The sequence below is a fragment of the Burkholderia sp. AU19243 genome (genome assembly GCF_018148075.1).
Taxonomy (GTDB): domain Bacteria; phylum Pseudomonadota; class Gammaproteobacteria; order Burkholderiales; family Burkholderiaceae; genus Burkholderia; species Burkholderia latens_A.
Map to the genome: position 1 here is coordinate 50,538 of NZ_JAGSTV010000011.1, position 25,521 is coordinate 76,058.

Here is a 25,521-nt window from a genome sequence, read left to right on the forward strand (position 1 = left end):
TTCGGCGCAATCGGCGCGCATGCGGCATGCGGCCGCCGCACGCGCCCGCTGCGATTATTCCGGAAACGGCAAATCAGTTTGTCCGTCGGCGCGCATATCGAACGTATTGAGCGTCATCGCAACGAGCGCGTAATAGCCGAGCAGCGCGACAAGGTTCACGACCGTCTCGTGACCGAAACGCGCGCGCGCACGCGCAAACGTCGCATCGCTCACACGCCGGGTGTCATATAGCTCGGTCGCGAATGCATGAATCAGCGCATCGTCGTCCGATTCGAACGACGGTGCAACGCCGCGGCGAATCGCGTCGGCCGTCGCGGCCGGCACACCCGCGTCGAGCGCGATCGGATGATGGATGTGCCACTCGGCCTGCGAGCGCCAGCGCGCGGCCGTCACGAGTATCGCCAGCTCCGACAGCCGCAGCGGCAGGCCCGTGCGATAGCGGCAGAACGCGCCGAGCCGCTGCGCGTGCCGGGCGAGCTCGGGGCTCGCGATCCAGCCGAGAAACGGCCCGTTCAGGTTGCCGCGCGGGCCGCTCAGGATCTCGGCGAGCACGGCCTTCTGCTCGTCGGATGCCGACGCGGGGTCGAACTGAGGAAGTCTGTCCGTCATGGTGATGATCCGGTAGTGTGGCGGTTCATGCGCCAACCGATACGAGCGCCGCATCGATCGATGCGGACAGCCGCTCGACGATCGCATCGATCTGCTGCGCGGTGCACACGAACGGCGGCGCGACCAGCACGTGATCGCCGTGCACGCCGTCGATCGTACCGCCCATCGGATACACCATCAGTCCGCGCTGCATCGCCTCGCGCTTGACCGCGGCATGCAGCTTCAGCGACGGATCGAACGTCGCCTTGCTGCCGCGATCGCGCACGAGCTCGACGCCGACGAACAGCCCGCGGCCGCGCACGTCGCCGACATGCGGATGCGTCGCGTAATGCTCGCGCAGCGACGCGCGCAACTGCTCGCCGCGCGCCTTCACGTTGTCGAGCAGCTTCTCTTCGGCGATCACGCGCTGCACTTCGAGCGCGGCCGCACATGCCGTTGCATGACCGAGATACGTGTGACCGTGCTGGAAGAAACCTGAGCCGTCGACGATCGCGCGGTAGATGCGATCGCTCACCAGCGTCGCGCCGATCGGCTGGTAGCCCGCACCGAGCCCTTTCGCGATCGTCAGCAGATCAGGTGCGACGCCGTCTTCGTCGCAAGCGAACAGATAACCGGTGCGGCCCATCCCCGACATGATTTCGTCGAGGATCAGCAGCACACCGTACTTGTCGCACACTGCGCGAATCTTCTTCAGGTAGGTACGCACCGGCGGCACCGCGCCGGCCGTGGCGCCGACCACCGTTTCCGCGACGAACGCCGCGACGGTTTCCGCGCCGAGTTCGACAATCTTCCGCTCGAGTTCGTCGGCGAGACGCTGCGCATACGCTTCGTCGGTCTCGCCCGCGGCCTGGTCGCGATACGCGTAGCACGGGCTCACGTGATGCGCTTCGATCAACAGCGGCAGAAACGGCTCGCGCCGCCATGCGTTGCCGCCAATCGCGAGCGCGCCGAGCGTGTTGCCGTGATAGCTCTGCCGGCGCGCGATGAAGTGGCGCCGTTGCGGCTCGCCCTTCTCGACGAAGTACTGACGCGCAAGCTTCAGCGCGGCTTCAATCGCCTCGGAGCCGCCCGACACGAAATAAACGTGCTCGAGCCCGGCCGGCGCGGCCTCGACCAGCCGGTCGGCCAGTTCCTCGGCCACGTCGGTCGTGAAGAACGACGTATGCGCGTACGGCAGCTGCTGCGCCTGTCGCTTGATCGCATCGATCACGCGCTGGTTGCTATGGCCGAGGCACGACACGGCCGCGCCGCCGCACGCGTCGATATAGCGTTTGCCGGTCGAATCGATGATCTCGATGCCGTCGCCTGCGACGGCGACGGGCAAGGTGGCGCGCGGTGCGCGATGAAAAACGGTCGTCATGCGTTGCCTCATGGATCAGGACGCGCGGCGCGCGCGCGCGGACGACACGATGCGCGTCGCGAAGCGCTGCGTGCCGTGTTGATGAATCGTGACGTCGATCGCGGTGTCGTGGATCGCGAACACTGCCGTCGCCAGCGTGTTTTCGTCGTCGGGGTCGGCGGGATCGTCGCGATAGATCGGCAGCCCTTCCGGTGCGCGATCGCCAAGCACGCGCAGCAGCGCCGCTTCGTCGATCGTATCGCCGCCCGGCATGCGCGCAATCAGCTCGTCCACGCGCCGCTGGCGATCGCCGGACGACTGCGTGACGATCTGCGCTTCCGCATCGCATCCCGGATGCACGAGATGATTCGCGTGGCCGGCGATCCCTGCGACTTCGAGCACCGAACAGCGCGCGACGCTCGCTTCGATGCTGAGAAGCCGCGTATCGCCGGTCGCGCCGAGCGTGTGGTGGAAGCCGCTTGCGCGCGCGTGCTTGCGCAACACGTCGGCGGCCGCATCGAGCGACGTCGCGTCGAGCACCGCGCGCGCGAGGACCATTCGCGGCACGCCGGGCGCAGGCGTGCGGATCCGCAGGTTGTTGATCGCCTGCGCGACGCCCGCACGGTTCGCGGCGAACGTATGGCCGGGCAGCGAGCCCGGGTAATAGAAGCTGATGAAGCCCGGCTTGCCGTGCGGCTGCACGTCGACGAGCAGACAGCGCTCGCGCAGGTATGGATCGCCGTCCTCGTTGTGCGCGATCCAGCGCGTGCCGTCAGCGCCGCGTGCAGCGAGCGTCGTGCAGCCGTCCGGCGCGTTGTGGATCAGTTCGCCGCGGCAATTCCACAGGAAGATGTCGTCGGCCGGCCAGCCGACGCCGGCCGCGATCCCGTCCAGCTCCGCAACGAGTTCGGGATACGCGGCGAGCGCGGCCTGCCGCAGCGCGGCGACGAACGGGTGGCCGCGCCAGCGGCGCACGGCATGCCACGCGCCGCTCTGCTGCATGTAGGCGTCGAACTCGGGCCGGGCGAGCTCGCCGAGACGCACGCCGATGTCGAACGGCGTGCCGGCAATGACGGGGGAAAGGGAAAGCGGCATGGCAGATGATTCGGGTTCGTTCACGACACGTGTTTCAGGAATTCCTTCAGGCGCGGTGTTGGCGGCCGGTCGATCAAATCCGCCGGATGACCGTCCTCGGCGATGCCGCCCTGATCCATGAACAGCAGCCGCGTGCCGACCCGTTTCGCGAAGCCGATCTCGTGCGTGACGACGATCATCGTCATCCCTTCGGTCGCAAGATCCTGCATCACCTTCAGCACTTCGTGGCGCAATTCCGGATCGAGCGCCGACGTCGGCTCGTCGAACAGCATCAGCCGCGGCCGGACGGCCAGTGCCCGCGCGATCGCGACGCGCTGCTGCTGCCCGCCCGACAGTTCCGACGGATAGTGATTCGCGCGCGATTCGAGGCCGACCTTGTCGAGCAGCGCCATCGCCTGGTCGCGCGCGTCGGCCCGTGACGCGCCGCGCACCTGGATCGGCCCGAACATCACGTTCTCCAGCGCGGTCATTTGCGGGAACAGGTTGAATTGCTGGAACACCATGCCGGCTTCGAGCCGGATATTGCGGATCGTCGACGCGTTGCCGCGCACGCTCTGGCCGTCGACCAGCAGCTCGCCGCCGGTGATCTTCTCGAGCGCGTTGATACAACGCAGCATCGTCGATTTGCCCGAGCCCGACGGGCCGATCACGACCACCACTTCGCCTGCGTCGATCTTCAGGTCGATATGCTTGAGCACCGGCACGTGGCCGAAGCTCTTCGACACGTTCTGGAATTCGATCATGCTCATAAGATGCGCATCCTCTTTTCGACGAGCCGCAGCGTCAGCGTCATCGCGCCGGTCAGCAGCAGGTAGATGATGGCTACCGCGGTCCAGATCTCGACCGCCTGGAAATTGCCGGCAATGATTTCCTGGCCCTTGCGCGTCAGCTCGCCGACGCCGATCACGATGAACAGCGACGTGTCCTTCAGACTCACGATGCACTGGTTGCCGAGCGGCGGGATCAGCCGCCGGAACGCAAGCGGCCCGACCACCTTCAACAGCACGCGCGGCATCGACAGGCCCATCGCGAGCCCCGCCTCCGTGAGTCCCTTCGGGATCGACAGCAGCGCGCCGCGCACGACCTCCGCGAGATACGCGCCCGAATTCACCGTGATCGCGATGATCGCGGCCGTCAGGCCGTCGATGCGGATATGCGCGAGCAGCGGCAGCGCGAAGTACAGGAACATCACCTGCACGACGATCGGCGTGCCGCGGATCAATTCAATATAAACCTGTGCGAGCACGTTCATCGCTTTCGGGCCGTATGCGCGGAACATGCCCGCGATCATCCCGACGACGAACCCGCCCACCAGCCCGAAAAATGCGATGAACACCGTCAGCCGGACCCCGTCCATCAGGTCCGGCAGCGCCGCCCAGATCGCCGACCAATCGAAATTCACGCGTTGCTCCCCGTTCGATTCAAGACCGGCGCGGCCGCCCGGCCGCGCCACGTTGTGGCGTCACGCTCACATCTTCGGCGGCTCGGCGCCGAACCACTTCTTGTAGATCTGTGCGTAGCGGCCGTCGGCCTTGATTTTCACGAGCGACGCGTTGACCTTCGGCACGAGCGCGCTGCCCTTCGGGAAGCCGATCCCGTACTGGTCGCCGCTGACCGGCTGCCCCGCGACCTTCACCTTGCCCTTGCCCTCGTTGTTCACGAAGAACAACACGTTCGGCGTGTCGTGCATCGCCGCGTCGACGCGGCCGGCCTCGAGTGCAAGGTACGCCTGATCGATGTTCGGGAACTGGCGGATTTCCTTCGGCTTCAGGTGCGCCTTGATCCAGTCGATCGTCGCGGTGCCCGTTTTCGCGGCGATGACCTTGCCGTTCAGGTCGTCGATCGACTTGATCGACGTATTGCCCGTCTGCACCATCGCCGCGAGCCCGCTGTCGTAATACGGCGCGGAGAAATCGATCGCCTTCTTCCGCTCTTCCTTGATCGTCATTCCCGACAGCGCAACGTCGATGTTCTGCGTCTGCAGTGCCGGAATCAGGCCCGCGAAGTCCATCGGCTGGATCGTGTACTTCCAGCCCTGGTCCTTCGCGATCTCGGCCCACAGGTCGAGATCGAAGCCGACGTACTTGTCGCCCTGCTTGAACTCGAACGGCATGAACGACGTATCGGTGCCGACGACGAGCGTCTTCGTATCCGCGTGGGCGATGCTGGCGCCGAGCGCGGCTGCGACCGCGACGGCTTTCAGGAAGGAACGGCGAATCATGACTTTTCTCCGCATGGTTGAGCGATGTAACCGGCCGGCTGGCCGGGGAACGACGACATCAAGCCGCACCGCAACATGCGATGTCCAATTAGACCTTAGTGCAACAAGTGTTGTCAATGCGGATACTACGACAACAAAAAAAACCTCAACAGGAAAATGCATCCAGACAAACCCCGCCCTGACGGGTTTGGTCGGAGGAAAAGGGATGACGGCGGGAAACGCGAAACGGTGGCGAGCGGCGGGCGGTTGCGGGCGCGCAAGCACGGATGGCTCGACGTGTGGCCACACGGTTGCGGCAGGGTCGTCGCGATCGGCGAATCGGGATGGCGGCTGGGGAGCCAGTCAAGGAGCGTGCGTGCGCGCGACGGTCCGGATGAGTGAAGGTGACGCCGCCCAACACGGTCTCCGGCCGCACGTACGGGTTGCGCGGCGCAGCGGAGTCGATCGTGCATCTGCGCGCACCGGCCGCGCGCCGCCGATAACGTCAGATGCGCGAAACCGTATTGCTGGCCTGCAGCCTCGCGCTGCTCCGGTATGTGTCGGGATACGAGTGCCGCTCGCGCTGGTCGCGCGCCGCGAAGCCGGCGCGCCGACGCTCACGCTCGCGAAGATCGTTGCGCACGCATCCAACGGCAGCCGCGTGTGCGGCGCCCAGCGCGCCCGTGCACGTTGCCGGCGCGGGCCTCGCGGGTTCCTGAATGCGCGCGCGTCACGGCGATCACGGCGTCGCGAAGAACAGCGCGACGACGCAGGCCATTCCGCCGAACCACACGAGCGAGCGCAGCGTCGCCCAGTTCAGCAGATACATCAGCGCATAGACGACGCGGATCGCGACGAATGCAATCGCGAGCCGGTCGACGTGCTGCGGGTTCGCGCCGTTGTGCCAGGCGACCACCAGCGCGGCCGTGAACAGTGCGAACGCTTCCCATGAATTCTGGTGGGCCGCCTGCGCCCGCGCACGCCAGCCTTCGAGCTTCGCCAGGTATTCGCGCGGCGCATGGTTGTCGTACCCCTTGCGGGCCTTCGCCAGGAACGTCATCGGGAATGGCAACAGCGCGACGATGAACAGGCACAGTTGGGACGTCGTCATCCAGTCTCCTCCTTTTATGATTACATCGAACAATGGCAAGGTCGCGCAGAGCTTAGCATTGCGCCGCCCGGTTCGCGTACCCGTTTTCTAGACGGGAGACTCGGCATTGCGAGCGTCCGACGGCCGCGGCGGCATACGGGTGTCACGCGGGCGACGCAACAGTTTCCACCAAATCATCGACAAATACGTTAATTAAAACTGGTCGAACACCAATAAGATAGCGGCCAACACTGGCTCCACGCATTTGCGCGCCAGCCCCGATGACCCGCGCGGCGCCATCGTGCGCGCGCCGAACGACTTTCTACCCGAGCCCGACCATGCCCCGTCCCATCGTCGCCCATATCCGTCCGGACGCCGTCCGCCACAACCTCGAGTTCGTCCGTCGCACCGCCGCGCAATCGCGCGTGTGGGCCGTGGTCAAGGCCAATGCATATGGTCACGGGATCGAGCGGATCTATCCGGGCCTCGCTGCCGCCGACGGCATCGCGCTGCTCGATCTGGACGAAGCCGTTCGAGTTCGCGAGCTCGGCTGGAACAAACCGGTGCTGTTGCTCGAAGGGATCTTCGAGGCGGCCGACGTCGAGCTCGCCGATCGCCATCGGCTGACCGTTGCCGTGCACTGCGACGAGCAACTCGACCTGCTGATCGCCGCGAAGCCGCAGCAGCCGATCGACATCCAGCTGAAGATGAACTCGGGAATGAACCGGCTCGGCTACCGGCCGCACGCGTTCCGCGCCGCGTGGGAGCGCGCCGCAGCCGCGCCGTCGATCGGCAAGATCACGCTGATGACGCATTTCGCGAACGCCGACGAAGGCGAAGTCGACTGGCAGCTCGAACAGTTCGACGCCGCCACCGCCGGAATTCCGGGCGAGCGCTCGACGTCGAATTCCGCGGCCGTGCTGTGGCATCCCGGCGCACACCGCGACTGGGTGCGGCCCGGCACGATCCTGTACGGTGCTTCGCCGACGGGGGCGTCGCGGCATATCGCCGACACGCCGCTGACGGCCGCGATGACGCTGACCAGCAAGATCATCGGCGTGCAGACGCTCGCCCCACAGGAAACGGTCGGCTACGGCCGCCGCTTTACGGCGGACCGGCCGATGCGGATCGGCGTCGTCGCGTGCGGCTATGCGGACGGGTATCCGCGCCATGCGCCGACCGGCACGCCGATCTCGGTGGATGGCGTGCTCACGCACGTCGTCGGCCGCGTGTCGATGGACATGCTGACCGTCGACCTGACACCGTGCCCGAGCGCGGGCATCGGCTCGAGCGTCGAGCTGTGGGGCGATCAGGTGAAGGTGGACGACGTCGCGCAAGCCAGCGGCACGATCGGCTACGAGCTGATGTGCGCGCTCGCGCGCCGCGTGCCGGTCGTGATCGTGCCGCCCGGTGCGGCGGCGGTGCAGCCGGCGCCGCGCACCGGCAGCTACGGGCGATAACGCACGGCAAAAGCGCAGCTGCGCGTCGTGTGTGTGCTGGTGGTCTTTACACGCCCCGATCGTGCGAACTCGTTCCCGGCTGCGCCGGGCGCCGGCTTGCCGCTGCGACCCTTCAACGATGTACGGCGATTGCGCGCAACGAGCGCGATACCGATCGGTGCCGCGAACGCGCATGCACGCTATCGCAGTTCACCGCGTTACGACCGCCAAGTCGGCTTGCGCTTTTCCAGGAACGCGTCGATTCCCTCGCCCGCGTCCTCTTCCATCATGTTGCGCGCCATCACGTCGCCCGCGAACGCGTACGCATCGTCGAGCGCCATCTCGCGCTGCCGGTAGAACATCTGCTTGCCGTAACGCACCGCCGCCGGACTCTTCGCGACGATCTCGGCGACCTTGCGCGCGACGGCCGCGTCGAGCGCGTCCTCCGGCACCGCTTCGTTGACGAGCCCCCACGCGGCAGCCGTCGCCGCATCGACGAACCGCCCGGTGACGAGCATGTCGAATGCGCGCTTCGCCGACACGTTGCGACTCAACGCGACGGCCGGCGTCGAACAGAACAGCCCGACGTTGATGCCCGACACCGCGAAGCGCGCGGTGTCGGCAGCGATCGCGAGATCGCATGCGGCGACGAGCTGGCAGCCGGCCGCCGTCGCAATGCCTTGCACGCGCGCGATCACCGGCACCGGCAGCGCGCGCATCGCCAGCATCACGTTACTGCATTGCGCGAACAGCGCGCGGTAGTAAGCGAGTTCGGGCCTGCCGCGCATCTGCCGCAGGTCGTGGCCCGCGCAGAAGGCCTTGCCCTCGGCGGCAAGCACGACGCAGCGTACGTGCGAATCGGCAGCGAGCGAGTCGAACGCGTCGTGCAGGCTTGCGAGCATCGCCTCCGACAGCGCGTTGAACTGGTGCGGCCGGTTCAGGCGCAGCGTGACGACGCCGTCGCGCACGTCGCGCAGCAGAATCGGCTCGGATGTGTCGTGACTGGACTCCATGTTGCTCCGCTCGACGAGATTGGATCGGCCGCGAACGGATGGCGGGGGCGACTGCCGCCCCCGGTTCGCGATCGGCATGATCACGAATCGTGCGCCACATTGCGGGCGACGTCCAGCGGGGCGACCGCCGGCATGCGCTGCACGTTACGCGCGCCGCCGAGCCGGGCGCTCGCCGCCGGTTGCTCGGCGAGGCGCCGTCCGACGGCGGCGCACCGCCCGCGCACGCCGTCAGCCCGCGAGCTTCTTCAGCGCGTCGAGCACCGCGTCGCCCTTGAACGGTTTCACGATCCAGCCCTTCACGCCGGCCGCCTTGCCGCGCTCCTTCATCGCCGGGCTGCTTTCGGTCGTCAGCATCACGATGTTGACCGACGCGTTCGCCAGTTCGCCGCGAATCTTCTCGGCCATCGTCAGGCCGTCCATGTTCGGCATGTTCACGTCGCTGATTACGAGGCGAACGCCCGGCGTCGCCTTGAGCTTCGCGAGCCCGTCCTTGCCGTCCACCGCGGTCGCGACGTCGAGCCCGTGATTGCGCAGGAAACCCGCGACTTCATCGCGAACCGTACCCGAATCGTCGACCACCAGAATCTTTGCCATCGTCTTCCCCTTTCGTTGTTGCCGACTTCAACAGTCGATATGCCATTCAAAACAGTTCGAGTTCGCCCGACTCGACCATCGGCCCGACGTCGTGCACCGACTCGCGGAAATCTTCCGGCGACCAGCTCAGGCTGAACACGAAACGCTGGTCGAGCTGCACCGAGCGCCCCGATGCAGGGTCGGTCATCCGGTATTTGAAGCAGAGCTGCGGACAGTCTCCGCCGAACGAAATGAACTTCTGCTTGTGATTGACGACGAGCGGCACCTGCACCGGATGCCGCGCGAGCGCCTCCGCGTCGCCGAGATAACGGTTCTTGAACGCGCCCCACACGAGGTTGGTCAGTTCGCCCAGCACGCTGTTCACGTCGCGGAAATCAGGTGCGCGGCCGTCGTCGCGCGTGCCGCCGATCATGTCGAGCAGCGGCTGCTCGCTCGTCTGCAACAGCATGTAACCGCGGCACCACGCGCTTTCCAGCGCGATCAGGCTGAACACTTCGCCGAAGATGATCTGGTCGCGGACGATGCACGGCGTGTCGCGCTCGATCGTCATGCCCGGGAACAGGCCGTCGAGACGCGCCTCGGTGATCTCTGCGATGCCTCGCACGAGCGCGTTCGGGTAGTCGCGGCTGAACAGGTATTCGCCGATCGCGCGCTTGAGCGGCGTCAGATCGTCGGCGGCGTAGGCCGCGCATGCGACGCGCGCGAGTGCAGCGGGCAGCGCATCGCGCGCCGCGTCCGACGTGCGGCGCAGGATGATCGGCAGTTCCGGCCGCAGCGCGTCGATCTGCGTGGCGACGATCGCGCTTTCGGCCGGCGAGCCGCCGTAGTCCTCGGCGAGCAGAATCGCGCCGAGATCGATGTTCGAGCGCAGCACTTTCAGCAGCCGGTTGCGCCGCACGGTAAGGCCAACGAGGTTGTGCTCGTCGCAGAAGCGCTTGATCGCCGCCGCGTGCGCGCGGCTGTCGTCGAGCACCAGCACCTTGCTGACGGGTTGGTCTACGGTCATCTCCGGAAGTCCTCGGAATCGGTCAGAACAGTTCGAGTTCGCCGCCGGTGTCGACAGCGGCCGCTTCCGGCACGTGGAAGTCGACCGGCGCATTCGCGCACACGCACAGCGTCGCACCGATCCGCACGTCGCCGTCGAGCGTCACGTCATAAGCGGCCACGTGATCGGGATTCAGCGCAGGCAGATAGTCGACGCTCGCGCCGCTCAGCAGGTAAGGCGTCGACATCCCGAGATCGGGGAACGGCATCGTCAATGCCTGGTTGATCGCGCCGCAGCACAGGTTCGCGACCTCCATGAACGCTTCGGGCAGCGGCCGCTGCGTGCCCGAGCCGGGAGACGACGCAGCGAAATGCCGGCGCGTCGGCTCGTCCTCGCGAAAGCGCAGCGCGAGCAACAGCCGGAAATACAGCGCGGAGATCGTCAGCACCGCGACGTGCTCGGCGACCTTCGGCGTCGCGCGCGCGCTCGCGCGCGGCGAATCGTGCGGCACGTCGTGCGTATTGACGACGACCGGCCGGATCTCGCATGCGCCGCCGGACGCGAGCCGCGTGCGCGCCGCATCGAAGAAGATCCGCTCGAAAGCGGCTCGGGCCTGCGCGCTGATCACGCTGCCGCTCCTTCGAGCCGTGCATGCAGTTGCCCAGCGAGCGTCTCGACCGTCGCGAGCGCGGCGGTGATCATCTTGCCGCCGGCCTGGATGTCCTGGAAGGTCGCGGCCGTCACGAGGTCGTTGCGGTTCAGGCTGTCGCGATAGCTGTTCGACAGTTGCTGCGAACGTGCGGCGAGCCCGCGCACCTCGCTTGCGACGATCGAGAAACCGCGTCCGGCGGCCCCCGCGCGCGCGGCTTCGATCGACGCGTTCAGCGATACGATCGATACATGCGCGACGATCGCGGACAATTCCTGATTCTTCGTGCGCATGTCCTGGTTCTGCGTGGTCAGCGAAATCATCTGTTCGTGCCAGCGCTCGAACGTGCCGGCAAGCCCGCGCAGCCGGGCCGCCTCGTCGGCGAGTTTCGTCGCATGCTGCGACAACGCAGCGCGTTCGGCCGCGAGCGCCTGCAGCGCGTCGCGCCGTTCGCCCGCATCGGCCGCCTCGCGCGCGACGCGCTCCTCCAGCTCCGCTTCGCGCCGGGCCCATGCGTGCGCCGCTTCGGCATGCGCGGCCGCGGCTTCGTCTGCGCGCGTTTGCGCCGCGCCGAGCGCGTTGCGCAATGCGTCGGCTTCGCGCGTCATCGCCGCGACGAGCCGCGCACGCGCGATCCGGCAGACGATCGCGGCGATCGCCGCGACCACGAGGCCGCCCGCCAACGCGCACCCGACATGAATCATCCACGCTTGCACGATCACTCCGTCGCGGCGACGTTCGCGAGGCCGACGCGGGCCGGCTGCTCGACGTCATGGTTCGCGCCGTCCGCTGCGAAACGTGCGGGCAGCGAAACGATCGTCTCGAATGCGCGATACGACGCGCCGACTCGATCGTCGATGAAGCGCAGCGCGATGTCTCCGCCGTCGCGCTTCAGGAAGTTGCGCACCGCGTCCATCCCGACGCCGCGCCCCGACACCTCGGTCACCGCGCGTGCCGTCGAGAAACCCGGACGGAAGATCAGTTCGGCCACCGCTTCATCGGTCAACGCGGCTTCGTTGCCGGCGTCGATCCAGCCGCGCTCGCGCGCGATCGCGCGAATCCGGTCGAGTGCCAGCCCGCGGCCGTCGTCGCCGAGCACGAAACGCAGCGCATCGTCGTCGACGTCGACCGCGATGTCGATCTTCCCTGCCGCCGGCTTGCCGGCCGCGCGCCGTTCGTCGGACGTTTCGATCCCGTGGTCGATCGCATTGCGCAGCAGGTGCATGAACACGTTCTTCAGCGTCGCGCCGATTTCGCTGCGCACGCGATGACCGTTGCTGTCGATATGCACGACCGGCGCCGGCTTGCCGAGCTCGGCCGCAAGCGACGGCAGCGACTCGATCACGCCGCCCAGCGCGTCGCCGATGCCATGCGTGCCAAGCTGGCTCAGCAGGCGGCGCACCGAATCGCGTGCCGCGCGCCAGTCGCTCGCGTTCGCCGGATCCGCGCCGTCGAGCATGCGCAGGCTCTCGCGGATGTGCGCGCGCTCGACCATCAGATAGTCGGCGCCGCCGTGCTGCGCCGGTTCGCCGTGACGGCCGAGCGTGACCGCGTTGATCGTCGCGTAGTGGTCGACCGCGTCGCGCACGCGGGCCAGATCCTCCATCAGCGCGTCGCGGTTCCACTCGGGGCCGCCGTCCGCGCGGCGCAGCGATTCGTACGCCTGCTCGGCCTCGTGCACGATGTTGGTCAAGTGCTGCAGGCTGTACGTGCGCGCATTGCCCTTGATCGTGTGCATGTTGCGGAACAGCGCCGCGACGATCGAGTGATCAGCGCGTTCGTGCTGGCGAATCATCCGCTCGTTCTCGCTGAGGAAGCCCTTCGCGCTGTGCACGAAGTCGTGGAACTTGTCCTGGCTGATCGACAGGATCTCGCCGATCATCTCGAGACGACGCTGCTGCTCGCCGGCCTGCGCGGTCAACTCGCGAATCTCCGTCACGTCGCGCACGCACAGCATCAGCCGCACGACCGTGTCGGTCTCGTCGGTGATTGCCGACCAGCTCAGGTCGAGCCATTTCTCGCGGCCGTCGGGCATCCGCTTCGCGACTTCGTTGACGAGCAGATGCTCGTTGAACGCGAAGTTCATGCTGTCCTCGCCGAGGCACGCATGCACGGCCGCGTCGACCTGCGAGCGCGCGTCGGAGCCGATGCTCGAGTCGTCGAATACCAGCGCCATCAGGTCGCGGCCGGCAATGTCGCCGGTTTCGAAGATCGTCTCGAGGTAGGCCGAATACTCGGCGTGCACGACGCCGCCTTCAACGACGGTCAGGATCCCCTGCTGCATGTTCTGCAGCATCGCCTGAATGTCGGCCGTTTTCTGCTTCAGTTGCGCAGCGTTCTCCTGGATCTTCTCGATCATCCCGTTGAACGCGACGATCGAATGGCCGATCTCGTCCATCCGGCCCACCGGCACGCGGCGCGTGAAGTCCTGGCTCGTCGCGATCTCGCTCATCATCGTCTGCATCCGGCTCAGCGGACGCGTGATCTGCCGGTACAGCACGAAGCCGAGCGCGGTCAGCAGCACGACGACCGTGCCCGCGACGCCGCCGATCGCAGTCGCCGTCGTCGACAGCATCCCGTTCAGCGCGCGGATCGCGTCGTCCTTCTGGCGGTTCTTCTCGACGCGCAGCGTGTCGACGATGCTTTCGAGCTCGTCGCGATACTGCGCGACGTTCGCGAACAGGTACGCCTGCGCCATCTCGGGCTTGCCGTCGGCCTTCATCTTCACGGTGTCGTCGATGGCGGCGAAATAGTTCGTCGCGCTGTCCCTTGCCTGCGCGACGAGTCCCTCCTGCGCGTGTCCGACGGCCGATTTCGCCTGCGCGTCGAGCGCGGTGCGCAACGCGGCCTGTTTCGCCTTCAGTTCGTCGCGCGCCTGCGCGGCCGTGTTTGCATCGGGCGCGTACACGAGCGTCATCGTCGCGATCTGGATGTTCTTCACGTCGGCGACGAGATCGGCCGACGCAAGCGCGCTCGGCACGATCCCCTGGGTGACCTGACGCACGTCGGCCGCGCTCTTGCGCGTCTGGTACACGGCGTACACGCCGATCGCGGACAGCGCGAAAAACGTCAGGACGACTAGCAGCGTAATGCGATGACGGATGGTCATGAGTACAGCTCCCCGCAGCGATCCGGTGCGACCGCCGTTTGGTCTAATGAAAGAATGTGAGCGCCGAATTATCGGGGAAGGTGTATGACCGTCCGATGACTGAAAATCGATCGGTCATTGAAGAAATCGCAATGATCAATTGCAGGGAGAAATTCCTAAAGTTTCTGGCGGATTGGCCGTTAACCCGCCGCCTCGGCTGCAAAAAATGCAGAGATTTCTAGCCACTGTGCGCTGCGATGGCGACTGGTCCGACGCGCATATTGACGAGCGGGCGTTGCAGCGCGTCGCGCTGCCCGCGCTGCAGCACACGCAACCGCCCTGCATTTTCGACACGCTGCGGGCGTGCATTCATTCCGATGAGGAAACAATCAATCGCCGCCGGGACGATTCCCGTCACTGCCCGCGCGCTCTAGACTGTCGACTCATTCCCCAACCGAACCCTTAGCAATGACCGACGTCCTGCCGCTGACCACCGACCCCGAATCCGGCCTCCAGTACCTGCTGCGCCCGGCCGCCGGCCGCGCAGCGAGCCGCCTGTTGTTGCTGCACGGCGTCGGCGGCAACGAGGCCAACCTGCTGAACCTGGCCGGCACGCTCGACCCGCGCATCGAAATCGCGTTCGTCCGCGGCCCGCTGACGTTAGGTCCGAACCAGTACGCGTGGTTTCCGGTGCGCTTCGGCGCGAACGGCCCCGAAATCGACGCGGCCCGCGCCGAGGCGAGCCGCGTGCAGTTGATCACGCTGCTGCGTACATTGAGCCGACAAGACACGGGAAAGGGCGCTCCCGCAATCCCCACCGTGATCGCCGGCTTCAGCCAGGGCGGGATCATGAGCGCGAGCGTCGGCCTCACATCCCCGGCCGACGTTGCTGCATTCGCGGTGCTGTGCGGCCGCATCCTGCCGGAGATCGATCCGCTGATCGCACCGCGCGATGCATTGAGCGCGCTCCATGCACTGGTGATGCACGGCCGCTTCGACGACAAGCTGCCGGTCGCGTGGGCCGAGACGGCGGACGCGAAGCTGACGGCGCTTGGCGTCGCGCACGATACGCGGCTCTACGACGCCGGCCACGAGCTCACCGCGCAGATGGCCCGCGAGTTCGGCCGTTGGGTCGCCGCACGCAGCGGGTTGAACTAAGCAAAACGGGCGGCCGAAGCCGCCCGTGCGTATCGTCAGACGTTGGCCGCCGGATCGGCGCCAAGCGGTGTCCCGACAGCGTCGGCAGCCGCCGCTTCGCGCGCCACACCGCGCTTCGCGAGTTTCCAGCCGACCACCAGCGCGAGCACGACGACCGGAATCATCGCGACGGTCCACGTGCCGCCCGGATAATCGAACGCCATCAGCACCAGCACGCTGACGAGAAACCCGAGCGTCAGCCACGACGTGAACGGCGCGCCGGGCATCCGGAACGATACCGGGCTCAGCTCGCCGCGATTGACCGCGCGGCGGAACAGAATCTGGCACATCACGATGAAGCCCCAGGTCGTGATGATCCCGAGCGACGCCATGTTCAGCACGATCTCGAACGCCTGCGCCGGCACGATGTAGTTCAGCGGCACGCCGATCGCATTGACCGCGACCGTGACGAGGATCCCGCCGTACGGGACGCCGCGCGCATTCATCCGCGACACGAAGCGCGGCGCGGAGCCGCCCATCGCGAGCGAGCGCAGCACGCGCCCGGTCGAATAGAGACCGGAGTTCAGGCTCGAGAGTGCGGCGGTCAGCACCACGACGTTCATCACCGTGCCGACGTACGGCACGCCGAGCTTGCCGAAGAACGTGACGAACGGGCTTTCGTGCGCGCTGTAGGCCGTCCACGGCAGCAGCATCGTCAGCAGCACGACGGAGCCGACGTAGAACAGTGCGATGCGCCACATCACGCTGTTGATCGCCTTCGGCAGCACCTTGCGCGCATCGGCAGTCTCGCCCGCGGCAACGCCGACGAGCTCGATGCTCGCGTACGCGAACACGACGCCCTGCACGATCAGCACCGCCGGCAGAAGGCCGTGCGGAAAGATCCCGCCGTGGTCCGCGATCAGATGCAGACCCGGCATCTGCCCCGCGACGGGATGACCGCTCGCGAGAAACACCGCGCCGACCGCGAGGAACAATGCGAGCGTGCCGACCTTCACGATCGAGAACCAGAACTCCATCTCGCCGAACACCTTCACCCCGATCATGTTCATCACCGACACGATCCCGAGCGCGCCAAGCGCGAACACCCATTGCGGCACGTCGGTGAACACGGCCCAGTACTTCATGTAGATCGCGACCGCGGTGATATCGACGATGCCGGTGGTCGCCCAGTTCAGGTAGTACATCCAGCCTGCGACGAACGATGCGCGCTCGCCCATGAACTCGCGCGCATACGACACGAAGCTGCCGCTCGTCGGTCGATGCATCACGAGCTCGCCGAGCGCGCGCATGATCAGGAACGCGAACACGCCGCATACGAGATACACGACGGCCAGCGCGGGACCCGCGCTCTGCAGTCGGCCGCCTGCGCCGAGAAAGAGGCCGGTGCCGATCGCACCGCCCATCGCGATCATCTGCACGTGGCGCGGCTTCAACTGCTTCTCGTAACCGGATTCGTGCGACGCGAACATCGCGTCGCGATCGGCATGACGGTGATCGGCGCTGCCGGCCTTGTGGACCGCGCGCTCGCTGGCGTGCTTCATGGTATGTCTCCGTTCTTGATGTGTGTTGATGGGTGTTGACGTGTCGCGCCCGTCCCGGGGCGTCGCGTGCACGACGCGCGCGGGCCGCCGGCGGCGCGTGGCCGGGATCAGTACGCGCGCGGACGGATCAGCGCTTCGGGCTGCAGCGCTTCGTCGAGTTGCGCGGCGGTCATCAGCTGGCGATCCAGCACGACCTCGCGGATCGACTTGCCGCTCTCGTGCGCTTCGGCGGCGACGGCGGTCGCGCGCTTGTAGCCGATGTACGGATTCAGCGCGGTCGCGAGCGCGACCGAACGCTCCATCGTTTCGCGCAGCCGCTCGGGATTCGCGGTGATCCCGCTCACGCAGCGGTCGGTGAGCGTCGTGCACGCGGCCGTCAGATGGCTGAAGCTGCGGAACAGCGCGCTCGCGATCACCGGCTCGAACGCGTTCAGCTGAAGCTGCCCGGCTTCCGCGGCGAAGGTCACCGTCAGGTCGTTGCCGAACACTTCGAATGCGACCTGGTTCACGACTTCCGGAATCACCGGGTTCACCTTGCCCGGCATGATCGACGAGCCGGCCTGCACCGGCGGCAGGTTGATCTCGCCGAAGCCGGCGCGCGGGCCGCTCGACAGCAGCCGCAGGTCGTTGCAGATCTTCGACAGCTTGACGGCAATGCGCTTCAGCACGCCGGAAATCTGCACGAACGCGCCGCAATCCTGCGTCGCTTCGATGAGGTTCGGCGCGGTGCTCAGGTCAAGGCCGGTGATGCGCCGCAGCGCGGCCAGCGCCTTCTCCGCATATTGCGGATGCGCGGTGATGCCGGTGCCGATCGCGGTGGCGCCGAGATTGATCTCGCGCATCAGCCAGCCGGCTTCCTGCAGACGTGCGATGTCTTCCGTCACCATCACCGCGTAGGTCGAGAACTCCTGGCCGAGCGTCATCGGCACGGCGTCCTGCAGCTGCGTGCGGCCAAGCTTCAGCAGGTCCGAGAACGCATCGGCCTTCTCCGCGAACGCATCGCGCAGCCGCCCCATCGCTTCGAGCAGATGCTCGACGGCAAAGCACGTCGCGATCCGGATCGCGGTCGGGTAGACGTCGTTCGTGCTCTGCGCGAGATTCACGTGTTCGTTCGGATGCAGGTATTCATACTGGCCACGCGCATGCCCCATGATTTCGAGCGCGCGATTGCAGATGACCTCGTTCGCGTTCATGTTGGTCGACGTGCCGGCGCCGCCCTGGATGATGTCGACGACGAACTGGTCGTGCAGGCGGCCTTCACGGATCTCGACGCACGCGGCGGCGATCGCGTCGCGATACGCGCGCGGCAGCAGCCCGAGCTCGCAGTTCGCATCGGCCGCGGCCTCCTTCACGGCTGCCAGCGCCATGACGAGATACGGGAGCGACGCGATCGTGCGCCCGGAAATGTCGAAGTTCTCCTTTGCGCGCAGCGTATGGACGCCGTAGTACGCCGCATCCGGAATGCTTCGCTTACCTAAAAGATCCGCTTCGACGCGGAAGCCGCTTGCCGTCATCGTGTCCCTCCTGAAATGTCCCGTGCCGCCATGGATAACCGGCTTCCTTCGCCGCTTCCCGGTTCGACGGGTCGCATTCTATGCCTTTGCATAAAGAACCTCCCTTCTGTATTATCGAAAGCGGTTTTGCGTGGGACGCAACAGCGAGAGACGAATGAAAACGATGGCGAGAGACGCCGGGCTCGATCACCTCGGCGCGATGCGCGCGTTCGTGCGGGTCGTGGAAATGGGGAGCTTTTCGGCGGTCGCGAAGGAGATGCACGTGTCGACGTCTACCGTCGCGCGCAAGATCACGGCGATCGAGGACGCGCTCGGCGTCGCGCTGCTGCATCGCTCGACGCACAGCGTGACGCTGACCGAGGCCGGCCACATCTACCTGGAACGCGCGGTCACGCTGATCGCCGATCTCGACGACACGCTGCGCGTCGTCGCCGAGCTCAACGCGCAGCCGAGCGGGCCGCTGAAGCTCACCGCACCGGTCGCGTTCGGGCGCCGCCATCTCGCGCCGCTGATCGCGCCGTTTCTCGCGCGCTACCCGACGATCCAGCTCGACGTGCGGCTCACCGACAATCACAACGACCTCGTTGCCGGCGGTTTCGATCTCGACATTCACGAAGGCGAGAACTATCTGGACAATCTGGTCGTCCACAGGCTGTCGCGCAACGACAGCATCCTGTGCGCCGCGCCCGGCTATCTCGACCGTTGCGGCCGCCCCGCGACGCCGGACGACCTGCTGCAGCACAACTGCCTGCGCTACGTGCATCCGGAAGGCGATCCGCGCTGGGAACTCGTGCGCGGCAACGCGCGGCACAGCGTGCTGCCGGCCGGCAACCTCGTCACCGATCACTCGGAGCTGCTGCTCGACGCGACGTGCGCGGGGCTCGGCATCGCCGAGTTCGAGATCTGGCTCGTGCGCGACCTGCTCGCGAACGGCCAGCTGGAACCCGTGCTGCCGCGCTATCGGCTGCACAACAAGCTGACCGGCGAGTACATCTACATCGCGTATCTGGCGAACCGGCGCAGCTCGGCGAAGCTGCGTGTGCTGAAGGACTTTCTCGCGGAACGTCTCGCGCACATCGGCGAGCTGTCCGAAGCCGAGCTGGCGAAGATTCGCGCCGTCGGCGCATAGCGCGCACATCGGCGCGCGAGGCGCGGGGCGCAGCCTGCCCGGTTTCAGCGATGCGGCAAAGGCCGTCGAGCGCCGCGCCGCGGCGGGCGCACCGCCGTTGGTCGCGCTCGACGTCCGGAACCGCGCGGCAGGCGCGCCGGCGCCAGCGGTATCGGCGCGGCCGGCGGCGCCGTTCAGGCTTCCTGCAATTCGAACGGGAACGTCGCGTGGCCGACTTCGACGCCCTGCGTATTCAGCATCGGCGGCCGGTGGAACGCGGCGAGCCGCGCACGCTGCGCATCGGTGCCGATCTGCAACCGTTCGAGCAGTTCGCTGACCATCATGTACAACACGTCGATATTGCCGTCCTCGATCTTCACCGAGATGCCGAGCGCGCCATCGGCGCCGAGTGCCCGCGTGCGCGCCGACGCACGCACGCCGATCCCGTAGCACGCGTCCGCGCCGAGCTTGCCGACGACCTGGCCTTCGAACGCATCCATCAGCACCGTGCAGTAGCGCCCTTCGCCGGCGACCAGCTCCGGATAGGCCGTCATCGCATGATGGATGCGCGCGAGCGCACGCACGCGGGCGCTCGTCGCATCGGCGCCGCGCGCATCGACCTGGTCCGCGCCATCGGCCAGCGACGCATACAGACGCGCCAGGCGATCGAGCGAGAACGCCGGCGTGGGCAGATTGCAGCCGTCGATTGCCCAGTCGACTTCGTCATCGCGCAATCCGCATGCGTCGGCGACCACGTGCTTCACGCGCACCTGCATCGGATGCTCCGGCAGGTGGTAGTCGGCAATCGCAGCGCCGATCGCCCGCGCGCCGGCCAGCATCCCGACGTGCTTGCCCGAACAGTTGCTGCAGACGCCGGTCGGCGTGTAGTCGCGCTTGATCCACGACCGGTACACCGCATCGGACAGCGGCGCATGGCCGCCGCAGCGCAAATCCGACTCCTGCGCATCGACCTTCGCGAGCATCGCGCGCGTGCGCGCGATATGCCGTTCCTCGCTGCTGTGCGACGCGCACATCAGCGCGATGTCCGCGTCGTCGAAACCGAACCGTTCCGGTGCGCCCGTCTCGATCACGGACAGCGCCTGCGCCGGCTTCGCCGCCGAGCGCGCGAGCGTCATCCGGAACGGATCGCCGAGCCGGAACAGCAGCCTGCCGCCGGCATCCACCACCGCCACATCGGCGACGTGCGTGTTCTCGATCGCATTGCCGCGGTACGTGACGACCGCTGCGCGTTGGGTGTCCATCTGTACTGTCTCCTTCTTCGGGCCAGCGCCGGGGCCCTGTCAACCGGTACGGCAGTGTATCGACTCGCTGCCGCGTCGCGCCGCCCGGCCGATGGAAAGCGGTATTGCGTCCGCTGCAAAGCCAATTCGATCATTACAAAACCGTTACGGCGCACCCGCGTCGCTCGTTTCGCGACGGCACGCGTGCGCTTCGATCGCCAGCAGCGCGAACGTCGCGAGCCAGTGCTCGCCCATGTAGTCGCCCGCGACGTGCGCGAGCGCGCTCGCGAGATGCCGGTCCGCCGCATCGAGCAGCTTCGCGCGTCGCGCATCGCCTTCCGGCAGCGCGCCGGCCAGCGAGCGCTGGCACCACGCGCGGCTCAGGTTCAATCCGTCCAGATGCGCGATCTTGCCGTCGCTGCGGTCGCTGACGGTGGCCGGCACGAACAGCGTCGCCGGCTCGCCACGCGCGAGATCCGGCAGGAAACGCGCGAACCAGCCGTCGAATTCGCCGGGCGGCAGCACGCGCCGCATCAGCTCAGCCTCCATCAGCGCGGGCGACAGGAACTCGTCGCCCGACGGCTCCCACGCCTGACACGCGACGTCGTTCAGGTGCCAGCGCTTCGCCGTGTCGACAATCAGCGCCGCGAGCCCGTCGCGCTGCGTCGCGCGCGCGAAGTCGAACGTCAGCGCGAGTGCGAACGCGGTGTTGAAGTGCGTGCCGACGCGCAGCGGGTAGGTCGCCTTCGGCAGAAACGCCTCGAAACGCGACACGAACAGCTCGGTGAGCGGCGTCATCGTCTTCGCCCAGCGCGCGGCCTGCGGGACCACGCCCTTCAGGGCGAGCCGCTCGAGCTGCGCGGACAGCGCAAGCAGCCACGCCCAGCCGTACGGCCGCTCGAAGCCGCTGTTGTGCGGCAACGCGAGATACGCACGCTCGCCGGCCACGTTGGCGTCGGTGAAATGCGCATCGACCACGGCGATGATCCGCTCGGCCTCCGGCAGCGCCGGATAGCGTTCGAGCACGCGCAGCACGAGCCAGTAGCCGTGCACGCACGAATGCCAGTCGTAGCTGCCGTAGAAGATCGGATGCAGCGCGCGCGGCCCCTGCACGTCGTGCGGGCCTTCGAGCGAATGCGTGAGCTTGTTCGGATATTCGCGGGTCAAGTGCGCGAGCGCGAGCGACGCGAATTTCGATGCGAGTTCGGCGATCAGTCGATCGGTCATGGCAGTCTCGTCAGAAGCGGAATACGAACGCGTACATCAGCAGCGTGTTCACGGCCAGCAGCAGCACGCCGGTCGGCCACTGCGCCTTGATCACGCCGTTCTTGTCCTTCAGCTCCAGCAGCGCCGCCGGCACGATGTTGAAGTTCGCGGCCATCGGCGTCATCAGCGTACCGCAGAAGCCGCTGAGCATGCCGATCGCGCCCATGATCGCCGGATTGCCGTGAAACTGATGAACGATCAGCGGCAGGCCGATGCCCGCCGTCATCACGGGGAACGCGGCGAACCCGTTTCCCATGATCATCGTGAACAGCGCCATCCCGACCGTATAGGCCGCGACGACGGCGAACGGCGAATCGATCGGCACCCACTCCTTCACGAGCCCCGACACCACCCCGCCGACGCCCGCGACCGCGAACAGTGCACCGAGCGCCGCCAGCATCTGCGGCAGGATCGCGGCCCAGCCGACCGCGTCCATCGTGTGACGCGCCTCCTTCAGCGCATGAACCGGCGAATCGCGCAGCATCGCGAGCGCGACGCCGAACGCAACCAGCGTGCCGAGCACGAGCGAAATCAGCGTCACGCTCTTCGGATCGACGAACGGCACGAGCTTCAGCACGAACGTGCCGATCAGCGTGACGACGGGAATCAGCAGCGCAGGCAGGAACAGCACGTTGCCGAAGCGCAGCGCCTTCGCGTCGCGCCGCGCGGCGGCCGCATCGCCCGCTTCGTCGGACTTGCCGCGGCCGAGCTTGCCCGAGCCCGCGAGCAGCGCGAGCGCGATCGCGAGGCAACCGGTCACGAAGTGCGGCAGCAGCGCACCGAACAGGAACGTGAGCGCGTAGATCGCCCAGAACGCGAAGTTGACGACGCGGCGCGGGTTCGTGCGGTCGGTCAGGTTGAAGCACGCGAACGCGGCGAACAGCAGCCCGGCGAGCGTATACAGCTGTTCGAGGCCGATCATCGCGCGCCCTCCCGTCCGAATGCGCCGAAGCCGCGCGACAGCCGACGATCGAGCAGCGCGAGCCGCGTACAGTGGATCAGCAGCGCGGCGATCGCGGTCGGAATCGCCCACACCGACAGGTGCAGCGGCTCGATCGCGATTCCGTTCTGTTCGAGAAAGCCCTTGATCAGCAGGATCGACTGGATCGCAATGAAGATGTCCTCGCCGAAGAACACGGCGACGTTGTCCGCGGCCGACGCATGCGCGCGGATCTGCTGACGCACCGACTCAGGCAGGTCGCCGTGCCGGCTGACCGCGGCGGCTTCGGCCATCGGTGCGATCAGCGGCCGCACCATCTGCGCGTGACCGCCGAGCGACGTGAGGCCGAGCGCGGCGGTCGCCTGGCGCAGCACGAAGTAGAGCATCAGCACGCGGCCGGTGGTCGCCGCGTGCACGCGCGAAATCATCCGCTTCGCCTGTTCTTTCAGCCCGTTGCGCTCCAGCAGCGCGATCACCGGCAGCGTCAGCCAGATCAGCCCCATGTAGCGGTTGTCGGTGAACGCCTTGCCGAACGCACTGACGATGTCGACGAGATGCATCCCGCCCGCCAGCCCCGTCGCGAGCCCCGCGATCGTGACCACCAGCAGCGCGTTGAAGCGCAGCGCGAAACCGATCACGACGATCGGCACCCCTATCAGCACCAGCATTGCCCCTCCTTGTGTCGGATCCCCGACGCTGTCAGCACGCGCCGGCCGCCCGGTTTCGACCGGCTTCAGGCCGCAAAATCTAACACGAGACTTTATCGATAAAAAGTCGACAATTTGCGGCTACGGGTAAACGTTGAAACCGGTACGACACTGCATTTGCCGGGTGCCGGCCATGTGCCGCTCGCGGTTCGGCACCGGCCCGTCGGACCGGGCCGGCGCGCGAGCGGCGCCGTGAAGCGCGGCATGTGCGGCGGGAGCGGGCCGCCGCCGCGCGTGGCGGAGCGCGGGTGCGCACACTAAACTGGAAGGCATCGAAACGAACGGGAGAGCCGCCATGATCGACGTATTCCAGACCATCGGCAGCCGCGCGTTCTCCGCTCATCTGGCGAAGGACGGAATGGTGACGTTGATGGAACAGCGTCACGAGGTCGACCGCGTGACGCTGGCCACCGCATTCGCCGCGCTCGTCGAGGAATGCGAGCAGGAAGCCGATTTGCGCGACGCGACGGTCGAAGGAATGATGCGCGCGCTGATCCAGGGGTACGCGCGCAGCCATTGAGGCTGAATGCGCGCCGCGCACGGCTGGCGCCGGCCGTCGCGCAGCCTGCTTGCCGATGCGGGCGCCGCCGCGGACGCCGCCCCACCGCGCCCGCCTGCGGAAACGGCCCTGCCGGTGCGCGGTTATCGCACCGCGGCATGGTGCGGCTTGCGGCTGTCCGGCGTGCCCCGGCGGCGCCGATTCCCGCCTCACGATAGAGAAAAAGGTCGAAAACGACGCAATGCGCAATTTTTCCGGTTGCCGCCGCTCGCGCCGCATGACAGCATGCGGGCGTGCCAATCGAAAGAACTCCGTGCCGTCTCCCGCCGCTGCCGTTCGGCACGCCGGAGCGACACCGCCTTCCATGAACCCGGCCCATATCCAACACTACGAACCGACCGGAGTATCCCGCTTGTGAACATCGGCATCGTCAACGACCTCCCGCTTGCCGTCGAGGCGATGCGCCGTGCGATCGCGCGCCGGCCCGAGCATCGCGTGCTGTGGGTCGCGACCGACGGCGCGCAGGCCGTCGAACTGTGCGCCGCGCAGCCGCCCGACGTCGTGCTGATGGACCTGATCATGCCGAAGTTCGACGGCATCGAGGCGACGCGGCGCATCATGCGCTCCGGCCGCCCGTGCGCGATCCTGATCGTGACGAGCTGCATCGGCGCAAACGCGTGGCGCGTGTTCGAGGCAATGGGCGCCGGCGCGCTCGACGCGGTCGACACGCCGCGGCTCGGCGACGGCGAAGCCGGCGACACCGCACGGCTGCTGCTCGCGAAGATCGACCAGATCGGCCGGCTGCTGGACGCGCCCGGCGGCGTCCGCGCGGCCGGCACGGCCGCACGCGGCAGCGGCGGCCCGCTGATTGCGATCGGCGCGTCCGCCGGCGGCCCCGGCGCGCTCGCGTCGATCCTCGGCAGCCTGCCGGCCGACTTCAGCGCACCGATCGTGATCGTCCAGCACGTCGATCGCGCATTCGCCGAAGGAATGGCGCAATGGCTCGACGGCCAGACGCCGCTGACGGTGCGCATCGCGCACGAAGGCGACCGCCCGCAGCCGGGCGTCGCGTTGCTTGCGGCGACCGACGATCATCTGCGCATCACGCGCGCCGGCACGCTCGAATACACGCGCGAGCCGGCCGCGACGCCGTACCGGCCGTCGGTCGACGTGTTCTTCAACAGCCTGACCGAGCACTGGCCCGGCCGCGTGATCGGCGTGCTGCTGACCGGCATGGGCCGCGACGGCGCGATCGGCCTGAAGGCGCTGCGGATGAAGGGCTATCACACGATCGCGCAGGACGAGGCGACGAGCGCCGTCTACGGGATGCCGAAAGCGGCCGCGACGCTCGGCGCAGCGCGCGCGATCCTGCCGCTCGAGCGCATCGCGGGCGAACTGGCGGCGCTCGCACGGATTTGACGCCCGATGAAACTCAGTCACACCCGT

The 25,521-nt window shown here is 67.2% G+C and carries 24 protein-coding genes; 5 read left to right on the plus strand and 19 right to left on the minus strand.

Annotated features, from left to right (window positions below; all coding sequences use genetic code 11):
• Positions 1 to 54: 54 nt before the first annotated feature.
• The 7 genes from KDW55_RS20355 to KDW55_RS20385 all read right to left on the minus strand — a co-directional run bounded on the left by KDW55_RS20355 (position 55) and on the right by KDW55_RS20385 (position 6,354).
• A complete protein-coding gene (locus KDW55_RS20355) occupies positions 55 to 609 on the minus strand; it encodes a carboxymuconolactone decarboxylase family protein (protein WP_040141063.1) in 555 nt (184 codons plus the stop codon).
• Between the two features lie 25 nt (positions 610 to 634).
• Positions 635 to 1,969, minus strand: coding sequence for an aspartate aminotransferase family protein (locus KDW55_RS20360; protein ID WP_209825587.1), 1,335 nt, complete (start codon positions 1,967 to 1,969; stop codon positions 635 to 637).
• Positions 1,970 to 1,984: 15 nt separating this feature from the next.
• Positions 1,985 to 3,043 carry a C45 family peptidase gene (locus tag KDW55_RS20365; protein WP_069242832.1) on the minus strand — a complete coding sequence of 353 codons (1,059 nt, stop codon included), beginning with the start codon at positions 3,041 to 3,043 and terminating at the stop codon, positions 1,985 to 1,987.
• Between the two features lie 20 nt (positions 3,044 to 3,063).
• Positions 3,064 to 3,792 carry a glutamine ABC transporter ATP-binding protein GlnQ gene (gene glnQ / locus KDW55_RS20370; protein WP_040139570.1) on the minus strand — a complete coding sequence of 243 codons (729 nt, stop codon included), beginning with the start codon at positions 3,790 to 3,792 and terminating at the stop codon, positions 3,064 to 3,066.
• A complete protein-coding gene (glnP, locus tag KDW55_RS20375; protein WP_040139569.1) occupies positions 3,789 to 4,445 on the minus strand; it encodes a glutamine ABC transporter permease GlnP in 657 nt (218 codons plus the stop codon). The genes glnQ and glnP overlap by 4 nt, the downstream gene beginning before the upstream one ends.
• 66 nt (positions 4,446 to 4,511) lie before the next feature.
• Entirely contained in the window at positions 4,512 to 5,264 is a 753-nt protein-coding gene (glnH, locus tag KDW55_RS20380; protein WP_209822406.1) for a glutamine ABC transporter substrate-binding protein GlnH, read from the minus strand.
• A 718-nt stretch (positions 5,265 to 5,982) separates the two neighbouring features.
• Positions 5,983 to 6,354: an MAPEG family protein gene (locus KDW55_RS20385; RefSeq protein ID WP_040139567.1), complete on the minus strand. Its 372-nt coding sequence runs from the start codon at positions 6,352 to 6,354 to the stop codon at positions 5,983 to 5,985.
• A gap of 317 nt (positions 6,355 to 6,671) precedes the next feature.
• Between KDW55_RS20385 and alr the strand changes: the two genes are divergently transcribed.
• Entirely contained in the window at positions 6,672 to 7,793 is a 1,122-nt protein-coding gene (alr, locus tag KDW55_RS20390) for an alanine racemase (RefSeq protein ID WP_212160993.1), read from the plus strand.
• A 197-nt stretch (positions 7,794 to 7,990) separates the two neighbouring features.
• Here alr and KDW55_RS20395 read toward each other — a convergent pair whose 3' ends face one another.
• The 6 genes from KDW55_RS20395 to KDW55_RS20420 all read right to left on the minus strand — a co-directional run bounded on the left by KDW55_RS20395 (position 7,991) and on the right by KDW55_RS20420 (position 14,122).
• Entirely contained in the window at positions 7,991 to 8,785 is a 795-nt protein-coding gene (locus tag KDW55_RS20395) for an enoyl-CoA hydratase (RefSeq protein WP_212160992.1), read from the minus strand.
• A 228-nt stretch (positions 8,786 to 9,013) separates the two neighbouring features.
• Positions 9,014 to 9,379, minus strand: a complete 366-nt coding sequence (locus KDW55_RS20400; RefSeq protein ID WP_040139564.1) for a response regulator — start codon at positions 9,377 to 9,379, stop codon at positions 9,014 to 9,016.
• A 46-nt stretch (positions 9,380 to 9,425) separates the two neighbouring features.
• Complete coding sequence (locus KDW55_RS20405) at positions 9,426 to 10,385, minus strand: chemotaxis protein CheX (RefSeq protein WP_059546626.1); 960 nt, start codon at positions 10,383 to 10,385, stop codon at positions 9,426 to 9,428.
• A gap of 22 nt (positions 10,386 to 10,407) precedes the next feature.
• Positions 10,408 to 10,992: a hypothetical protein gene (locus KDW55_RS20410; protein WP_040139562.1), complete on the minus strand. Its 585-nt coding sequence runs from the start codon at positions 10,990 to 10,992 to the stop codon at positions 10,408 to 10,410.
• Positions 10,989 to 11,729 carry a methyl-accepting chemotaxis protein gene (locus tag KDW55_RS20415; protein WP_080294523.1) on the minus strand — a complete coding sequence of 247 codons (741 nt, stop codon included), beginning with the start codon at positions 11,727 to 11,729 and terminating at the stop codon, positions 10,989 to 10,991. The genes KDW55_RS20410 and KDW55_RS20415 overlap by 4 nt, the downstream gene beginning before the upstream one ends.
• A gap of 2 nt (positions 11,730 to 11,731) precedes the next feature.
• Entirely contained in the window at positions 11,732 to 14,122 is a 2,391-nt protein-coding gene (locus tag KDW55_RS20420; protein WP_212160991.1) for an MCP four helix bundle domain-containing protein, read from the minus strand.
• Between the two features lie 447 nt (positions 14,123 to 14,569).
• On the opposite strand from KDW55_RS20420, the gene KDW55_RS20425 reads away from it, so the two are divergent.
• Positions 14,570 to 15,259 (plus strand): phospholipase, encoded by a 690-nt coding sequence (locus tag KDW55_RS20425; RefSeq protein ID WP_212160990.1) that lies wholly within the window; start codon positions 14,570 to 14,572, stop codon positions 15,257 to 15,259.
• A 35-nt stretch (positions 15,260 to 15,294) separates the two neighbouring features.
• Here KDW55_RS20425 and KDW55_RS20430 read toward each other — a convergent pair whose 3' ends face one another.
• Both KDW55_RS20430 and aspA read right to left on the minus strand, forming a co-directional pair.
• Positions 15,295 to 16,800: an amino acid permease gene (locus KDW55_RS20430; RefSeq protein ID WP_212160989.1), complete on the minus strand. Its 1,506-nt coding sequence runs from the start codon at positions 16,798 to 16,800 to the stop codon at positions 15,295 to 15,297.
• Between the two features lie 107 nt (positions 16,801 to 16,907).
• Positions 16,908 to 18,314, minus strand: coding sequence for an aspartate ammonia-lyase (gene aspA, locus KDW55_RS20435; RefSeq protein WP_059546617.1), 1,407 nt, complete (start codon positions 18,312 to 18,314; stop codon positions 16,908 to 16,910).
• A gap of 154 nt (positions 18,315 to 18,468) precedes the next feature.
• Here aspA and KDW55_RS20440 point away from each other — a divergent pair, with 154 nt between their 5' ends.
• Positions 18,469 to 19,443, plus strand: coding sequence for a LysR family transcriptional regulator (locus tag KDW55_RS20440; protein WP_059546614.1), 975 nt, complete (start codon positions 18,469 to 18,471; stop codon positions 19,441 to 19,443).
• Positions 19,444 to 19,616: 173 nt separating this feature from the next.
• Here the strand turns inward: KDW55_RS20440 and KDW55_RS20445 are convergent, their stop codons facing one another.
• The 4 genes from KDW55_RS20445 to KDW55_RS20460 all read right to left on the minus strand — a co-directional run bounded on the left by KDW55_RS20445 (position 19,617) and on the right by KDW55_RS20460 (position 23,537).
• Positions 19,617 to 20,684, minus strand: a complete 1,068-nt coding sequence (locus KDW55_RS20445) for an asparaginase (RefSeq protein ID WP_040139556.1) — start codon at positions 20,682 to 20,684, stop codon at positions 19,617 to 19,619.
• Between the two features lie 144 nt (positions 20,685 to 20,828).
• Complete coding sequence (locus KDW55_RS20450; RefSeq protein ID WP_212160987.1) at positions 20,829 to 21,890, minus strand: DUF2891 domain-containing protein; 1,062 nt, start codon at positions 21,888 to 21,890, stop codon at positions 20,829 to 20,831.
• Positions 21,891 to 21,900: 10 nt separating this feature from the next.
• Positions 21,901 to 22,851: a DUF979 domain-containing protein gene (locus tag KDW55_RS20455; protein ID WP_212148298.1), complete on the minus strand. Its 951-nt coding sequence runs from the start codon at positions 22,849 to 22,851 to the stop codon at positions 21,901 to 21,903.
• A complete protein-coding gene (locus KDW55_RS20460; protein ID WP_040139554.1) occupies positions 22,848 to 23,537 on the minus strand; it encodes a DUF969 domain-containing protein in 690 nt (229 codons plus the stop codon). The genes KDW55_RS20455 and KDW55_RS20460 overlap by 4 nt, the downstream gene beginning before the upstream one ends.
• A gap of 334 nt (positions 23,538 to 23,871) precedes the next feature.
• On the opposite strand from KDW55_RS20460, the gene KDW55_RS20465 reads away from it, so the two are divergent.
• Complete coding sequence (locus tag KDW55_RS20465) at positions 23,872 to 24,096, plus strand: hypothetical protein (RefSeq protein WP_040139553.1); 225 nt, start codon at positions 23,872 to 23,874, stop codon at positions 24,094 to 24,096.
• A 393-nt stretch (positions 24,097 to 24,489) separates the two neighbouring features.
• Entirely contained in the window at positions 24,490 to 25,494 is a 1,005-nt protein-coding gene (locus KDW55_RS20470) for a chemotaxis response regulator protein-glutamate methylesterase (protein ID WP_059546606.1), read from the plus strand.
• Positions 25,495 to 25,521 lie beyond the last annotated feature (27 nt).

Bases quoted from the DNA above. Each gene is read 5' to 3' on its own strand.
- KDW55_RS20425 (WP_212160990.1), top strand. From the start codon at position 14,570: ATGACCGACGTCCTGCCGCTGACCACCGACCCCGAATCCGGCCTCCAG.
- KDW55_RS20430 (WP_212160989.1), bottom strand. From the start codon at position 16,800: ATGAAGCACGCCAGCGAGCGCGCGGTCCACAAGGCCGGCAGCGCCGAT.
- glnH (WP_209822406.1), bottom strand. From the start codon at position 5,264: ATGATTCGCCGTTCCTTCCTGAAAGCCGTCGCGGTCGCAGCCGCGCTC.
- KDW55_RS20355 (WP_040141063.1), bottom strand. From the start codon at position 609: ATGACGGACAGACTTCCTCAGTTCGACCCCGCGTCGGCATCCGACGAG.
- aspA (WP_059546617.1), bottom strand. From the start codon at position 18,314: ATGACGGCAAGCGGCTTCCGCGTCGAAGCGGATCTTTTAGGTAAGCGA.
- KDW55_RS20440 (WP_059546614.1), top strand. From the start codon at position 18,469: ATGAAAACGATGGCGAGAGACGCCGGGCTCGATCACCTCGGCGCGATG.
- KDW55_RS20385 (WP_040139567.1), bottom strand. From the start codon at position 6,354: ATGACGACGTCCCAACTGTGCCTGTTCATCGTCGCGCTGTTGCCATTC.
- KDW55_RS20365 (WP_069242832.1), bottom strand. From the start codon at position 3,043: ATGCCGCTTTCCCTTTCCCCCGTCATTGCCGGCACGCCGTTCGACATC.
- KDW55_RS20460 (WP_040139554.1), bottom strand. From the start codon at position 23,537: ATGCTGGTGCTGATAGGGGTGCCGATCGTCGTGATCGGTTTCGCGCTG.
- KDW55_RS20360 (WP_209825587.1), bottom strand. From the start codon at position 1,969: ATGACGACCGTTTTTCATCGCGCACCGCGCGCCACCTTGCCCGTCGCC.
- KDW55_RS20465 (WP_040139553.1), top strand. From the start codon at position 23,872: ATGATCGACGTATTCCAGACCATCGGCAGCCGCGCGTTCTCCGCTCAT.
- KDW55_RS20395 (WP_212160992.1), bottom strand. From the start codon at position 8,785: ATGGAGTCCAGTCACGACACATCCGAGCCGATTCTGCTGCGCGACGTG.
- KDW55_RS20455 (WP_212148298.1), bottom strand. From the start codon at position 22,851: ATGATCGGCCTCGAACAGCTGTATACGCTCGCCGGGCTGCTGTTCGCC.
- KDW55_RS20450 (WP_212160987.1), bottom strand. From the start codon at position 21,890: ATGACCGATCGACTGATCGCCGAACTCGCATCGAAATTCGCGTCGCTC.
- glnQ (WP_040139570.1), bottom strand. From the start codon at position 3,792: ATGAGCATGATCGAATTCCAGAACGTGTCGAAGAGCTTCGGCCACGTG.
- KDW55_RS20405 (WP_059546626.1), bottom strand. From the start codon at position 10,385: ATGACCGTAGACCAACCCGTCAGCAAGGTGCTGGTGCTCGACGACAGC.
- alr (WP_212160993.1), top strand. From the start codon at position 6,672: ATGCCCCGTCCCATCGTCGCCCATATCCGTCCGGACGCCGTCCGCCAC.
- KDW55_RS20420 (WP_212160991.1), bottom strand. From the start codon at position 14,122: ATGACCATCCGTCATCGCATTACGCTGCTAGTCGTCCTGACGTTTTTC.
- KDW55_RS20445 (WP_040139556.1), bottom strand. From the start codon at position 20,684: ATGGACACCCAACGCGCAGCGGTCGTCACGTACCGCGGCAATGCGATC.
- KDW55_RS20400 (WP_040139564.1), bottom strand. From the start codon at position 9,379: ATGGCAAAGATTCTGGTGGTCGACGATTCGGGTACGGTTCGCGATGAA.